The sequence below is a fragment of the Corynebacterium sp. HMSC064E07 genome (assembly GCF_001815745.1).
In the GTDB taxonomy this organism is placed as follows: domain Bacteria; phylum Actinomycetota; class Actinomycetes; order Mycobacteriales; family Mycobacteriaceae; genus Corynebacterium; species Corynebacterium jeikeium_D.
Map to the genome: position 1 here is coordinate 117,872 of NZ_KV821793.1, position 14,778 is coordinate 132,649.

General features: G+C 58.2%; 13 protein-coding genes and 1 tRNA gene. 12 read left to right on the plus strand and 2 right to left on the minus strand.

Annotated features, from left to right (window positions below; genetic code table 11):
• Positions 1-60: 60 nt before the first annotated feature.
• The 10 genes from HMPREF3053_RS00475 (at position 61) to HMPREF3053_RS00520 (ending at position 10,559) form a co-directional block, all read left to right on the plus strand.
• Positions 61-1,392, plus strand: a complete 1,332-nt coding sequence (locus tag HMPREF3053_RS00475) for an MFS transporter (protein WP_083317196.1) — start codon at positions 61-63, stop codon at positions 1,390-1,392.
• Positions 1,393-1,448: 56 nt separating this feature from the next.
• Positions 1,449-2,618 carry a sensor histidine kinase gene (locus HMPREF3053_RS00480; protein WP_070437227.1) on the plus strand — a complete coding sequence of 390 codons (1,170 nt, stop codon included), beginning with the start codon at positions 1,449-1,451 and terminating at the stop codon, positions 2,616-2,618.
• On the plus strand, positions 2,615-3,280 hold the full coding sequence (locus HMPREF3053_RS00485; protein WP_070437225.1) for a response regulator transcription factor: 666 nt from the start codon (positions 2,615-2,617) through the stop codon (positions 3,278-3,280). Before HMPREF3053_RS00480 ends, HMPREF3053_RS00485 begins: the two co-directional genes overlap by 4 nt.
• Positions 3,281-3,371: 91 nt before the next feature.
• Entirely contained in the window at positions 3,372-3,761 is a 390-nt protein-coding gene (locus HMPREF3053_RS11155) for a recombinase family protein (protein WP_070429408.1), read from the plus strand.
• Positions 3,762-3,776: 15 nt separating this feature from the next.
• A complete protein-coding gene (locus HMPREF3053_RS11165) occupies positions 3,777-4,244 on the plus strand; it encodes a recombinase zinc ribbon domain-containing protein (protein ID WP_224433374.1) in 468 nt (155 codons plus the stop codon).
• An 84-nt stretch (positions 4,245-4,328) separates the two neighbouring features.
• Complete coding sequence (locus HMPREF3053_RS00500) at positions 4,329-6,116, plus strand: ABC transporter ATP-binding protein (protein WP_070437316.1); 1,788 nt, start codon at positions 4,329-4,331, stop codon at positions 6,114-6,116.
• Positions 6,113-7,861 (plus strand): ABC transporter ATP-binding protein, encoded by a 1,749-nt coding sequence (locus HMPREF3053_RS00505; RefSeq protein ID WP_070437222.1) that lies wholly within the window; start codon positions 6,113-6,115, stop codon positions 7,859-7,861. The genes HMPREF3053_RS00500 and HMPREF3053_RS00505 overlap by 4 nt, the downstream gene beginning before the upstream one ends.
• Before the next feature lie 34 nt (positions 7,862-7,895).
• The gene (locus tag HMPREF3053_RS00510; protein ID WP_070437219.1) at positions 7,896-8,492 is read left to right on the plus strand and encodes an MptD family putative ECF transporter S component; all 597 of its coding nucleotides are present in this window, start codon (positions 7,896-7,898) and stop codon (positions 8,490-8,492) included.
• The gene (locus tag HMPREF3053_RS00515) at positions 8,485-9,171 is read left to right on the plus strand and encodes an energy-coupling factor transporter transmembrane component T family protein (protein ID WP_070437217.1); all 687 of its coding nucleotides are present in this window, start codon (positions 8,485-8,487) and stop codon (positions 9,169-9,171) included. The genes HMPREF3053_RS00510 and HMPREF3053_RS00515 overlap by 8 nt, the downstream gene beginning before the upstream one ends.
• Positions 9,168-10,559, plus strand: coding sequence for an ABC transporter ATP-binding protein (locus HMPREF3053_RS00520; protein WP_070602388.1), 1,392 nt, complete (start codon positions 9,168-9,170; stop codon positions 10,557-10,559). The genes HMPREF3053_RS00515 and HMPREF3053_RS00520 overlap by 4 nt, the downstream gene beginning before the upstream one ends.
• Positions 10,560-10,708: 149 nt before the next feature.
• On the opposite strand, the gene HMPREF3053_RS00525 is transcribed toward HMPREF3053_RS00520, so the two are convergent.
• Positions 10,709-10,782 (minus strand) — tRNA-Gly (locus HMPREF3053_RS00525).
• Between the two features lie 207 nt (positions 10,783-10,989).
• Between HMPREF3053_RS00525 and dcd the strand changes: the two genes are divergently transcribed.
• Both dcd and HMPREF3053_RS00535 read left to right on the plus strand, forming a co-directional pair.
• Positions 10,990-11,571, plus strand: a complete 582-nt coding sequence (gene dcd, locus HMPREF3053_RS00530) for a dCTP deaminase (protein ID WP_038626826.1) — start codon at positions 10,990-10,992, stop codon at positions 11,569-11,571.
• 201 nt (positions 11,572-11,772) lie between these two features.
• Positions 11,773-13,155, plus strand: a complete 1,383-nt coding sequence (locus HMPREF3053_RS00535; RefSeq protein ID WP_070607408.1) for a UDP-glucose dehydrogenase family protein — start codon at positions 11,773-11,775, stop codon at positions 13,153-13,155.
• Here the strand turns inward: HMPREF3053_RS00535 and HMPREF3053_RS00540 are convergent.
• Positions 13,152-14,612: a YibE/F family protein gene (locus HMPREF3053_RS00540; RefSeq protein ID WP_070607410.1), complete on the minus strand. Its 1,461-nt coding sequence runs from the start codon at positions 14,610-14,612 to the stop codon at positions 13,152-13,154. The two genes, HMPREF3053_RS00535 and HMPREF3053_RS00540, sit on opposite strands and share 4 nt — an antisense overlap.
• Positions 14,613-14,778 lie beyond the last annotated feature (166 nt).

A 14,778-nucleotide genomic window follows, 5' to 3' on the forward strand; every position in this document is an offset into this window, starting at 1 on the left:
CGAACGAGCGGCTTGAATCAGATAGAGAGTCATTAACAGAAAGCGGTAACGTCCACTGTTATGGCAGCAGAACAAAATCCAGGGCAACCTCAATCAAAAGTTCCTGGGTCCTCGAAGAACGCCATTGCACTCGGCGTCCCCGTCCTTGTCATAGCCGTAATCGTTGCGGCGCTGAACTTGCGACCGAGTATCGCGTCGATCGGTCCGGTGCTCGATCAGCTCCTCTCCGACCTCGGCGCATCCTCCGCCTTTGGTGGTCTGATTACGGCCATTCCGGGGCTCGCGTTTTTCGCGATTGGGTTGTCCGCGGTGTCCGTCGGCAAGCGGATGGGCTTAAGCGGCGCGCTTACACTGTCTGCGACGTTGCTATTTGTCGGCCTTGCGGTGCGCCCGTGGGTGAGCAGCATCTGGCTATTGCTGTTGTTTACTGCGTTATCGGTTGCGGGCATTGCGCTGGGAAATGTGCTGCTACCTGCGTGGATTAAGGTGCACGGTGGTCGCCATACGGTCGTGCTGATGATGCTGTACTCCAGCATGATCGCCCTCGGCGGTGGACTGGGGCCAGCGACGGCATTTTTGATTAGCGATTCTCCCGAGACATCTGCAGGTGGTATCGAAATGTGGCGCTGGGCGCTTGCCGCATGGGCAATCACCGCCCTGGTGCAGCTCGTCGTGTGGTTGCCGCTGCGTGCACGCATCGGATTCGACTACCCGAAGGCGCCGGTCAGTGCCTCGGCAAGCACACCAATCTGGAAGTCACCGACAGCCATTGCACTGGCAGTTTTCTTCGGCGTGCAGTCGATGAACGCTTACGTGCTGATGGGCTGGATGCCGAAAATGCTTATCGACGCAGGCATCAGCGTCAGCGTAGCTACCGCGGCATCCATGATTGTTCAAGGGCTGGGCATCATCGGCGGTCTGCTGATGCCACCGCTGATTGCACGGCTCCGCACCATGTCCTACGTCGCCTTTGGTCTCGGCTGCCTTTTCTTCCTCGGGTACGCGTTGATGATTCTGATCGACCAGCGGGGAGCGGCGGAAACTGGTGTTGGATACGCGATTGGGGCTGCGTTCCTGCTGGGCGTGGGTGGTTTTTGTTTCCCCATGGCTATCGCGCTGATTCCGGGCCGCACGCGCAGCCATGAGCTGACCGCGCGGCTGTCCGGCTTCGTGCAGCCAATCGGCTACATTTTCTCCGCAGTCGGGCCATTCCTGGTGGGTGTGGCCGCTGGAACGACGGAAACGTGGACACCTATTCTGGTCGTACTGCTTGGTACTACGGTCGTGCTTGCAGTGCTTGGGCTGGCTGTCGGTCGGCCAACGTACATTGATGACGAACTGGCCGACCGAGGTATCGGTGAAAAGAAGCCGGGGCGTATTCAGCTCGACTGAATTTAGGGGAGTTAGCTCCACTGCATTTGAACCCGGGCCAACTTAGCTTTGAACCTATGACAAAGAAAAAGAATTTAATCGCGCTGGCCTGGAGTTTTATTCTCGGACTGCTGTTCATTCCGGGTTTGATTGCCTCTGTTGTGCTTCTGCCGTGGATTCCGCTCATCGGCCGAGGTGCCGACTGGCTCTCTCGCTGGGTGGCATCGTGGTCCGGCACCCCGATTGCCAACCGCGTGACCAATCGTTGGTTCGACATCCGCAACTTCGTCAACTTGCTCGTCCAGTTGGCCATTGGCTTTGTCACCTTCACAGCGTGGGTCGGCGGCGGCTTCACTGTCGGTGTGCTCTTCGCTGCACCTTTCCTGGTTGATGAAGTGCAGTTTTTCAGCTGGACTCTGACGGACCCAACACAGAAAATTGCTGTTGCCTGGGTTTTCGCCATCCTCTTTTTGGCGCTGACCATCGCCATCAACTTCGGTGCCGGCCTGCTGTCCATTTGGCTCTCCCGCGTCATCCTCGCACCATCCAGCGAAGAAGTTACCCAATCCCGCGACGTGCTCATTGACTCCTTCTCAGGCGAGCGCCGCCGCATCGAACGCGAGCTTCACGACGGCCCTCAGCAACACCTGACCGCCTTGAAACTCAACATTGCCGCTGCTCGCATGGGTAAGACTGAAGAAGAGGTAGCCGAGGCGCTCACCGCCGCCGATAACAATGCAACGCAGGCGCTTGCACAGCTGCGCTCGGTGGTGCTTGGCATTGCTCCGCCGGTACTGTTTGAAAACGGTCTGGTGGCAGCAGTGGAGGAACTGGCCGCGCACTCCGGAATGCAGGTAGCCGTCCATGAAGATGGTGTCTCCGACTTCGGCCCGCTCGATGAGACCACAGCGTTGCTGGCGTACCACTGTGCAGCGGAAGCGTTGACCAATGCCACCAAACATGGTCACGCCGACAGCGCCGAGATCACTCTTGCGGTTCAGGCTCCAAAGAAGGCGCTCGTGTCCCATCTCGGTACGCTTACGGTCACCGTGCGCGACAATGGCGTAGGCCTGGAAGCACCATCGGGGGCGGACGCTGTAGATCTCGTAAAGCATGACGATGGAACCGGCATTGCAGGCCTGCGGGAACGGGCGGCAGCGCTCGGTGGCACCGTGTCGCTCACCAACGCCGACGGTGGTGCCGAATTGCGGTTGGAACTGCCCGTTCGCCAAGGAAGGACACGATGAAAATACTGCTGGCAGAGGACTCCGTACTCCTGCGCGAGGGGCTAACCGGCCTGCTGCGGGCGCTGGGGCACGAGGTCGTCGCCGTCGGCGATGCGGATCAGCTGCTCGCCACCGCCGAAGGGCAAGCGTTCGATGTCATCGTCACCGATGTCCGGATGCCGCCGAACATGCGTGACGACGGACTGCTCGCGGTCTCCACACTTCGCCAGGACAACCCTGACCAGCCGGTTGTGGTGCTCAGTCAATACGTAGCGGCCAGTTATCTGGATCGCCTGCTGCAGCATGGTGGCTTTGGGTACCTGCTTAAGGAACGCGTCTCGGATGTCGACCACTTCGTCGCAGCACTGGAAGAAGTGCGTGGTGGTGGTACCGTGGTTGACCCTGAAGTGGTCGCAACGCTGCTTACTGCAAAGCAGGACGGCATCGCCGCGCTGACCCCGCGCGAGCGCGAAGTGCTCGACCTGATGGCGCAGGGGCTTAGTAATAAGGAAATGGAAAAGCGCCTGGTGCTGACCGCTGGTGCAGTGAGTAAGCATGTGGCGAATGTGTTTTTAAAGCTCGGCTTCCAGCCGGAGGATAGCAACCGTCGTGTTAAAGCAGTGTTGCGGTGGCTGAGATACACTGCACCGTCGCCGTCGCCGTCGTCGTCGCCGTCGGCTTAGGTTGCGCCCCTGAATCAGCTCCATACCCACGCAAAAGCCCCCGCGCCGACTCCTTCGAAACGGGAGTCGGCGTGGGGATTATGGGTAATTGGTGCTACTCGGATATAAGAAAGGCGAGGGTGGAAGCCTCGTCATCGACGAGACGCAGGCTCCGACCGTGCGGTTGATCTACCAGCTGTTCCTTGATGGGATAGCGATCAGTGAGATTAAAACCGAGCTCGCTGCCCGCAAGATTCTCACCCCGCGCGGGAAAGAAGTGTGGTCAACCTCGACAGTGTGCTCCATCCTGTCCAACGAAAAATACAAGGACGACGCCCTGCTGCAAAAGACGTTCACCACCGATTTCCTTACTAAGAAGATGAAGGTCAACGAAGGCGAAGTACCCCAATACTATGTATCAGGTAATCATGAGCCGATTACCGAACCGCGTATCTGGGATCAGATGCAATACGAACTCGCCACCAGGCATGGCAACATATAGTCAGCGAAAGTCGGGTTGTTCTCCACCCGGCTGGAATGTGCTCGGTGTGGGGCGTGGTATGGGCGTAAAACGTGGGCGTCGAACACGAAATGCAAAGACGCAGTTTGGCAATGCAACCATAAATACACAGACGAACATCCCTGCAGCAGCGCGACGGTGAAAGACGAGCAGATCGAAGCGCTGATTGCGGAAAACCAGCGGTGTGCGCTCGACCAGGACGCCTGCCAATCCGCGTACGCCGAACTCGATACTACCTACCGTAAGACGCTCGCACGTAGAACAAGCCTGGAAAAAGATATCGCAGCGAACACCGCCAAGCACGCCGCCATCACCACAACCCTGAATGATCTGACAGGGGAACCTGTGAGCGAGTTTCACCCCGCACAATGGAGCGCACTTATCGACCACGCCATTGTCACCGAGGACGCGATCCGGTTCGTGTTCCGCACCGGTGAACAGGTGAGGATTGCCCTGAAAGGGTGATGTTCGTATCAGTTGACGTGCACAGTAGACACACCTCCCAGAAATATAGTAAGGTTAGGCATGCCTAAGAAGGATGGTGCTTACGTGAACGAAAGTGCAACGGATCGGGTTGTTGAAGGCGAGTATGGGTCGGCGAAGGAAAAATCAGTCGCTGGCCAGAACGCGATCCGTCAGCTATCGCAGCCGGTGAAAGGCAAACTGTTTATCGCGCAGGCCTTAACGTTCGCCTCTGGGGTGTTGGCTATCGCACCCTATGTGGCTTTGGTGGAGCTGGGAGCTGCGCTGATGCAAGACCGGGTGGACCCGGCGCGGGTGAACTGGATCGTGATGCTCCTTGTTTCTGCTTACATGGCGCGGTTGACTTTGTATTTTGTTGCGTTGGGCGTGACGCATTTTATTGACCTGTCGTTGCGTAATCAGATGCGTCGGCAAATTGCCGCCCGAATGTCGACTGCTCCGCTGTCGTGGTTTACCCGCGAGGGCGAAGGGAAGATCCGCAAGACCATTCAGGATGATACGGCCACGGTGCACACAGTGATCGCACACGGGCCGATCGAGAAACTGAACGCAATCGTCTCCCCGCTCGCCTTGTTGGCCTATGCGTTCGTGGTGGATTGGCGGCTCGCTCTGCTGTCGATTGCGACGATTCCGGTTTATGTGGGCATGTATGGCATGTCGATGCGTGGGATGAATGAGAAGACCGCGGAAATGGACACCAAGCTTGCTCAGGTTTCGGCAACGATGGCCGAGTTCGTTGCCGGTATCTCAGTGGTGAAAGCGTTCGGCAAGGTTGGCCAAGCACATAAAGCCTATTTAGATGCAGCTAACGAGTTTTCTAAGTTCTACCGGGCGTGGTGTATGCCGCTGGTGTCGATGTCGGTCGCCTCATTTTCGTGGGTGTCGATCCCGGTGTTGTTGATCGTGAACCTTGGCGGTGGCGCGTTGATGATGAACGCCGGTTGGGTGAGCATCTACGAGGTGATAGCGACGACGTTGATTGCCTTGGTGCTGCCGGGAGCGTTGATGGCAGTCGCAACCATCGCCTGGTCTTATCAGCTCGCAGGTTCAGCGGCAGTACGGCTGGTGAATGTCATGGAGCTACCGGCGTTGAGTCAGCCCGATGCGCCACAGACACCACACGGTCATGATATCGAGATTCGGGGTGTGTCGTATGCCTATGACGACACCCAGGCATTAGACGAGGTGAGCCTGAGCATTCCGGCAGGCACGGTGACCGCGCTGGTTGGCCCGTCGGGTGCGGGGAAGTCGACGTTGGCGAGTTTGATGGCCCGCTTTGATGACCCGGACGCTGGCACGATCACCATCGGCGGGGTTGATCTAAAGAGCATTTCCCAGGATGTGTTGTATTCGACGGTCGCATTCGTCCTGCAAGATGCACAGCTTATTCGCGACACCATCCACAACAACATTGCCCTGGGCGCGCGAGACGCAACCTTGGATCAGGTGCGGCAGGCGGCGAGAGCAGCGCAGATCGACGAGTTCATCATGAGCCTGCCAGATGGTTACGACACTGTGTTGGGGGAGGACACCCACGTTTCGGGCGGGCAGGCAGCCCGTATCGCGATCGCCCGGGCGCTCATGGTTGATGCCCCAGTGTTGGTGCTGGACGAGGCGACGGCGATGGCGGACCCGGAATCGGAATCGAAAATCCAACAAGCTCTCTCGACTCTTGCCAAAGGCAGAACCGTGATTGTGATCGCCCACCGACTGGCCTCGATCAGGGGCGCGGATCAGATTGTCGTCATGGAACGCGGGGGCATTGCTGTGGTCGGTAAACACGACGAGTTGTTGGGTAATGCGCACTATCAGGCACTTCTTGCCCAAGGTGCATGCGAGGAGATGACACGATGAATCAACTATTGCTGCCACGCTTTAAGCGTTTGATGGAACCCGCCTCGTGGCGAGACCTTTCGGTTGGTCAAGCGTGGGGTGCGGTCTCAGGACTGTGTCACGGCTTTGCCCTGCTCGCGCTACTCCCTGCAGCAAGCGCCTTGGCGACCGGAATGCCGGTGTGGGGGCTGTCGTTTTGGGGCTGGCTCATCGCCTTGGCGGTGTTCGCGGTGCTGGGCGTGGGCACGGAGTTTTATGGCATGCGCACCGGCTATATCGGCGCGCTTGGATTCATTCACGACGTCCACCAGGCAGTAGGTAACAAAGTAGCCCGCCTACCGTTGGGAGTGTTCGATTCGGGTAGCTCTGGACGGCTGTCGCGCATGGTCACCCAGGAAATGATGAACTTGGGCGAGTCGGCGGCACATTTCATTTTCTCTCTCGTCCAAAAACTCTCGGCCGTGCTGGTGATCACTGTGGGAACCTGGTTCTGGGATTGGCGGCTGGGACTGACCTTGACGATCGCGTTCCCGATCATGCTTGCCTTCCTCCATATTTCCCGTGTGCTTCTCGATAAGGGCAAGAAGGTTTCCGAACCAGCCGAATCGGAGCTGGCGGCTCGCATGGTCGAATTCGCCACCTGCCAAGGCGCGCTGCGCTCCTGCCATGTCGCCGACGACTACCCGGCCCTTGATCGGGCATTCAAACAGGCTGACCGCAAGGGTCGCAAAGCATTGTGGATCGAAACACTAGCGAACCTGATTAATGGGATGTTCGTTCAAGCGCTCATTGTGGTGATGATCTGGCTGACCGCCCAACTCGCCCTCGGCGGGCAAATGAATGCGCTGAACGCCGTGGTCACAATCGGCATGTGCCTGCGGTTCACCACCATGCTCCAAGACATCGGTGGCTGCATGACCGGGCTGGAAGAACGCCGCCAGCAGATGAACCACGTCGACAAGGTCATGGATGCCCCCGAACTGTCCGAACCCGATGCCTCTACACCGATAAACGCCCCTGGTGATGTTCGTTTCGAGGACGTCACCTTCGGCTACGATCCGGACACCCCGGTTCTCCGTGATATTTCCTTCCATGTCCCGCAAGGTGGCATGTGTGCCCTGGTTGGTCCATCTGGGTGCGGGAAGACGACGATCGCCCGGTTGGTTGCACGTTTCTGGGATGTGCAGTCCGGCAGCGTGCGCGTTGGCGGAGTGGACGTGCGCGAGCAGACCACCGAAGATTTGATGCGCCAGGTGTCTCTTGTCTTCCAAGACGTCTACTTATTCAACGACACTCTCGAAGCCAACATTCGCCTTGGCAACCCAGAAGCCACCGATGAAGAAATCAGGTGGGCCGCTGACCTGTCGGGCGTGACGGAAATCGTCAACCGCCTCCCAGATGGCTGGAATTCATTGGCGGGTTCTGGCGGGCGTGCACTGTCAGGTGGGGAACGGCAACGCGTCTCTATCGCTCGCGCCTTGGTGAAGAAGGCCCCGATCGTGCTTTTCGATGAGGCCACCAGCGCATTGGACGCGGAAAATGAAGCCAATATTGTTGCGGCGATGAATGAGCTACGCAAGCACTCCACGCTGATCGTGATCGCCCACAAACTTGAAACCATTCGACAAGCTGACCAAATTATTGTGCTCTCCCACGGTGGGCGTATCGCCCAGCGCGGGTGCCACGACGAGCTGGTCAACCAGCCGGGTCAATACCGCGATTTCTGGCAAGAGCGCATCAACGCAGGCGGATGGCAACTCGTCTAAACACAGCGCATATCAGCACATAAAAGGAAAAACTATGTCCACACCCACATCCTCGCGCCTCAACGCGCGCGACTTCATCAATATCGGCGTCTTCACTGCCTTGATGTTCGTCATCGTGTTTGCATTCGGAATGCTCGGGTTCATTCCGGCTGCCATGTATGCCGGCTTCTTGCTTTCTATCCTCGTTAACGGCATCGTCTTTGCGCTGTTTACTGCCCGCACTCCGAAGATGGGGGCGTTGACAATCATGCTGATTATCATCGAAATCCTCTTCTTCGTGACCGGCCACTGGGTGGGAGGAATTGCGATCGCCGCTGTGTTCGGCCTGCTCGCTGACTTGGTGATCACCAAGGGGCCGAAGAGCGTGAAAGTTCGTGTCCCGCTGGCATATGCACTGTTTATTCTGCCGATCTATGTTTCCCCGTGGATTCCGCTATTTATGAACCAAGACGCATATATGTCGCAGATCGCCGAACAAATGGGTGCCGAGTATGCCGCCAAGATGGCACAGGTCGTCACGATTCCGATTCTGCTGGGCTTCTTCGGCGTGATGCTCATCGTGGGCTGGCTTGCTGGTCTGTTGGGAACCAGGGTCGCGCGCAAACACTTTGAACGGGCCGGTCTTGTCTAAACTTCCCGACCCGCGCACCATTATCGCAGCGCTCGTCATCGTCTCCACCACGATCTACAGTGCCTACTCGCCGTGGTTCGTGTGTACTCTGGGCGGATTCGCCGCCGTGATGCTGACGAGCGCTACGATCAACCCCAACACGCTCGTGCGCCCGAGCTGGGTGGCCGTCTACCTGGCCACGTTTGCGGCTCTCGGCACACTCGTCTTCGTGATACCCCTGGTCTGGAAATCAACAGCCAGCGCGTTCCTCGTGCTGTTTCTGCAGTGGATGTGGCGATTCAGCGTCAGCGCAGGAATGGGAGCCTACGCGATCGGCGTAATCCGACCCGCCACCTTGCAAAAAGCACTCGCCAGCTCACGAATCCCGACCTGTTTCACGATCCCGATCTCAGTCGCGTTACGTGTGCTGCCCGTGATCGGCCACGAAGTTAAAGCGATCTCAGATGCCATGAAACTACGCGGCATGTCCGTGCTCTCACTGCGTGCGGCGCAATACTTCACAATCCCTCTGCTATCGACCGTGGTACGCAGCGGGGACGAACTGGCATCGGCCGCCCTCGTGCGCGGACTGGGCGGAACCGCAAAGCCCACCTCAGTCACAGTCGTGAAATTCCGAGTGGTCGACGCAGTCATTCTGCTCATCGTTATCGGCTTCGCGATATGGAGAATCGTCCTATGACAATAGCCCAAGCAACTAGGGTCACCTTCACCTATCGAGGAGCAGACCACCCCTCAATCAACGACGCAACCATCACCATCACACCCGGAACCGTCACCTTGCTGTGTGGCGCATCCGGGTCAGGAAAAACCACCGCACTACGGCTATTTAACGGGCTCATCCCGCACTTCCACGACGGCGACCTTACCGGAAACGTCACAGTCGACGACATTGACGTGGCACAAACAGACCTGCCACGCCTTGCCCACCACTGTTCGACAGTGTTTCAAAACCCGCGCACCCAGTTCTACACCACCCACGTGCGCCAAGAACTCGCCTTCGGCCCAGAAAATCTCGGCCGCGACCCGCAGGAGATCTGTGCCCGCATTGACGAGGTCGCAGCCGAGTTAGGTATCGCCGACCTGCTGGAATCCCGCGTCACACAACTATCAGGCGGACAGATGCAACGCGTGGCCTGCTCCGTCGCCATGTGCAACAACACGTCGCTGATCGTCTTTGACGAGCCAACCGCGAACTTGTCCGCTGACGTTATCGACCAACTCGCCACACTCATCGCCAGGCTCAAAGCCGATGGACACACCATCATCATTGCTGAACACCGGCTAAGTTTCCTTTCCGGGATCGTCGACCGTGTCTACTGCTTCGACAAAGGCAAGATTGTCCTCACCGCAACCGGCGAAGAGTTCTACGCTACCTCGGATGAGGAGCGCAAACAGCTTGGGCTGCGATCCCTAGTGCCCGTATCCATGCCGAGCCTGCCCGAACCAGAAGGTGAAGGGCTCACAATCGACAACCTCGCCTTTGCCTACCGCCACGGAAACACAGTCCTCAATATTAACCACGTGTTGTTTCCGGCAGGGAAAATCACGGCACTCCTCGGCCCGTGCGGGTCAGGCAAATCAACACTGGCACGCATTGTTTGCGGACTAGAAAAAGCCAAACATGCATCCATCACACTCGGCGGACAAAAATTCACCAGCCGCGACGCCTACCTTGTGATGCAAGACCCTACCCGACAGTTGTTCTCAGATACCGTCATCGACGAAGTCACGCTCGGCACGACCAAAGCCGAAAAGCAACACATCGATGCCCACGCGATCCTTGAAGAACTCGACCTTGCCGACCACGAGGCTGATCATCCGCAAGCACTCTCTGGCGGGCAACGTCAACGTCTGGTTATTGCTACAGCGCTTGCTGCGAACAAGAAAGTTTACATCTTCGACGAGCCCACGTCCGGTGTTGGCTACAAACACCTTGTCGCGATTTCCCGAGTAATGCGTAAACTCGCTGACACTGGTGCCGTCGTCATCGTCATCACCCACGATGCTGAACTCGTTACCGAGGTCGCCGACCACGCTATCCACCTCGACCAAATCAACGCCTGCTAACGCAAACGCTCACTCAGCCGAAAGAGAGGAAAGTGTTTCTACAGGTCAGAGTTAACGCGCTATACACTCGCTAACGCAAGCGATTTTCTTGACCCCCTTGGGGCATACTCGCTAACGCAAACGCCTACTTATCATTTTCGACGTCTAAGTGGAGCCGATGACGGGAATCGAACCCGCGCCGCCTGCTTGGGAAGCAGGAGTTCTACCATTGAACTACATCGGCACACAGTAGGCGGAATGATTAAAAGCACGCCACGGGATTGGCACAGTAGGTGTGGCATGCAGGAAATCAGTCGCCCTCTGTAACTTCAATGTAGCACTCTCGATTCGCGTCGAAAAAATTGGTTGGCAGCAGCTCCGCTGAATTTATCGCGGGCATATCCTGCAACCCGCGCACGCTGTGCATTACAGAGCGGTTAAGCTGGTCTATGTGTTGCTCTCAGATCGTGATATTCGTGCCGCTATCGATGCCGAAGGCTCCGGCCATCTCGGCATTGATCCTTTTGACCCGAAGATGATTCAGCCTTCGTCCATCGACGTGCGTCTGGACAAGTTCTTCCGAGTTTTTAACAACTCGCAGTACACGCACATCGATCCGAAGTTGCCGCAGGAAGAACTGACGTCCCCGCACGAGGTTCCAGAAGGGCAGCCCTTCATTCTTCACCCGGGCGAGTTCGTCCTGGCATCGACCCTGGAGTACTTCACTATTCCTCCGAACTTGGCAGGCCGCCTGGAAGGTAAGTCTTCGCTGGGGCGTCTGGGCCTGGCAACGCACTCGACCGCCGGCTTTATTGATCCAGGGTTTTCAGGTCACATCACGCTGGAGCTATCCAATGTGGCGAACTTGCCTATCGCACTGTGGCCAAATATGAAGGTCGGCCAGCTGGCACTGTTCAAGATGTCCTCGCCGGCAGAAGTGCCTTACGGTTCCGGCAAGCTCGGTTCGAAGTATCAGGGGCAGCGCGGCCCGACGCCGTCGCGTGCGTACCTGAACTTCCGTGATGAGGAATAAGGCACCTGAAACTCGGGATATGAACTCGGAATATAAATGAATTGTGAATAGCCCCGAGTGAATTCTCGGTGAAGAAATGGAAACAATTGTTCAATAAAGAGTTTCCGCAGGTGAAAAGCCTAAATATGGGCCTTTAGTTCACACCATTTAAGGGTTAAATCGGCTTGAGGGCCTTTTATCTTTCGATAAATAATAGCCCTTATGCGTATTACGGTTATTGGTACGGGTTACCTTGGCGCCACTCATGCCGCGGCAATGGCGGAGTTAGGCCACGAGGTTCTCGGCGTAGATGTTGATCCCGCCAAGATTGAGGCATTGTCCGCAGGTCAAGTTCCTTTCTTTGAGCCTGGCTTGCCCGAACTGCTAAAGAAGCACGTTGAGTCGGGGCGACTACGTTTCACCACTAACTACGACGAAGCCGTTGAATTTGCGAACGTCCACTTCGTAGGTGTCGGAACTCCGCAGGTTAAGGGCTCGTACGCCGCCGATGTTCGCTATGTGGACGCAGCTATTACCGAATTGGCTAAGCGCGTCGTCGGCAAGCATTTAGTGTTTGGTAAGTCCACTGTGCCCGTCGGTACCGCACCGCGCCTGCAGGAGCTGGCTGCGAAGATGATCGGTGAGCGCGCCGCAGCCGGTGATGAGCAGTTGAAGAACACCAGCCTCGAGATCGCCTGGAACCCGGAGTTCCTGCGCGAGGGCTTCGCGGTAAAGGACACCCTGGAGCCGGACCGTGTGGTGCTGGGCACCCAGAAGCCGGGCATGATCCTCAATGGTGCTGGTCAGGAGGTCGAGTCAATCGCTGAGGACAGCCTGCGCGAGTGCTTCGGCCCTATCTTTGAGCGTGAGACGCCGTTTATCGTCGCGGACACCGCCACCGCAGAGCTGGTGAAGGTGTCGGCGAATGCATTCCTCGCCACCAAGATTTCCTTCATCAACGCGGTCTCTGAAATCTGTGAGGTCACAGGTGCGGATATCACCACGCTTGCCGACGCCATCGGTATGGACGCTCGAATTGGCCGCCGCTTCCTCAATGCGGGGCTGGGCTTCGGCGGCGGTTGCCTGCCGAAGGATATCCGCGCATTCATGGCCCGCGCTGGTGAGCTGGGCGTTGACCAGGCGCTGACTTTCCTGCGCGAGGTCGATGCAATCAACATGCGTCGCCGTGAAAAGACCGTTGACCTGGTACGCGGCAGCTTCGGTGGCTCGTTGCTCGGTCACACCGTGACTGTGCTGGGTGCGGCTTTCAAGCCGAACTCTGACGATGTGCGTGACTCCCCGGCGCTGTCGATTGCCGGTTCGCTGTCGTTGGCAGGCGCTTCGGTGAGCGTTTACGACCCACAGGCCATGGAGAACGCCAAGAAGAATTTCCCGACCTTGGAGTACGCACCGAGCATCGAAGCAGCTCTGGAAGGCTCGGAGATGGTTGTCGTCGCCACCGAGTGGCAGCAGTTCCGCGACATCGACCCGGTGGCTGCGAAGAAACTGGTCAAGCGCGCAGCGGTCCTTGACGGCCGCAACTGCCTGCCAACCGATCAGTGGCGTGCCGCAGGCTGGGACGTCACCTGCCTCGGCCGCGGCTAAATACTGGCCGCTCTCGAGCGCTTCGGGAACTTCATACCCTCCGGAGCCACGGTATAGGCGGCGATGAGGGTGGTAATCGGCACCGCGAGTACCAAAGCGACCGCACCGATGGTGGAACGCAGCAGCTCTGTGGCCACTACATCGGAGGTCAACGACTGCATCAGCGGCCGGTCGGAGACGCTTAACAAAATCGATAGCGGCAGTGCGGTGCCGAGGTACGCCAGTACCAGTGTGTAGACCATCGACGCGATGTGGTCGCGACCGACGCGCATTGCCGAACGGAAGACCTCCATAGGCCGCGACCGCGGAGCTGCTTCGTAGAGCTCCTGGACGGTAGAGGCCTGGGCGATGGTGACGTCGTTAAGCACACCCAACGCGCCGATGATGAATCCCGCCAGAAGCAGACCTGTGACGGAGACGTCAGGCAGGTAAAGCTGAATAAGTAGGTTGTCCTCGTTGCCGAGACCACGTAGCTGCGACGTGGAGATTGCGAGGTTGGCCAGGCCCGCCGCCAGCACCATCGTGGTGAGTGTTCCCGCCAGTGCGGAAGCTGACTTCCAGTTGATGCCATGAACGAGGAAGAGCACAGGGAAGAGAATCGCCGCGCCCGCCGTGATGGCTAAGGCCACAGAATCGCCGCCGCGTAGCAGTGCCGGAACCAGAAATCCCATCACTGCGGCCAACGTGATGCCAAGACCAATGAGGCTCAAGACCCCGCGAGTCATGCCGACGAGGATGATGAGAAGTACTGCCGCGCCGAGCCACAACCAGATTGTCGTGGTGCGATCCATGTCCAGGAAGGTGTAGGTGTTCCCGATGCTAGCGGTGTCGACAACCTGATGAGGTGCGAGGTCGACGACGTTAGTGTCGGCCGCGGGAGCCTCGGGGGCAGGTGGTGCGGGTGGAGCAGGAGCAGCAGGAGCTTCTGCGCCGGATTCAGGTGCTGGTTCCTGCTCCGGAGCCGGAGCTGGTGCCGGAGCCGGTGCGGGAGTCTCTGGGGCTGGTGCAGGCGCATCCTCTGCGCCCTCAGGGGCAGGCGCGGGAACAATGCCGGGAGGTGGTGTCATCAACCCCGGATTCGGCACGGCACCATTGTCGACAGCTCCGGTACCGGCAGCGTTTGGACGGTGAATTGCCAGGACGACCTTGTCGCCCTCCGCCAGCTCAATCTCGCCGGGCAGGCCGGATGCCTCCAGAAGAGTCTTCTTGCCCTCGTCTGGGCCCGAGGTCAGTTCAATAACCGAGAGCTGGCACTTCGGCGCCGCGGGATCGTTGAGCGAAGCCGTCAGCCCTGGCCGCGGCTGGTCGTCGAAGACACGTCCGTTGTCAGGCGAATTGCACGCGCCGACGCTGTGCTTTACGACGGTTCCCTTGACCGTCTCTGCAGCTGATGTCTGTGACTGCAGGAATCCCGGCCCCGGACTCGGAGCTTCACCCGATGGCCAGAGCCCAATCACTGCGAGGAAAGTCGCAATGCCAGCAACTGTAAGAACTGTGGCCAGTAAGCGACGTGCTCTTGTGGGGTTGTGCCGCGGTTTTGTCGGTTTTGGTTTGGCTTGTGCAGGTTCGGTTTGCCGCTCCGGTGCTGGTTTTGAATGTGCGGCTGGTTCTGCATGTCGTGCT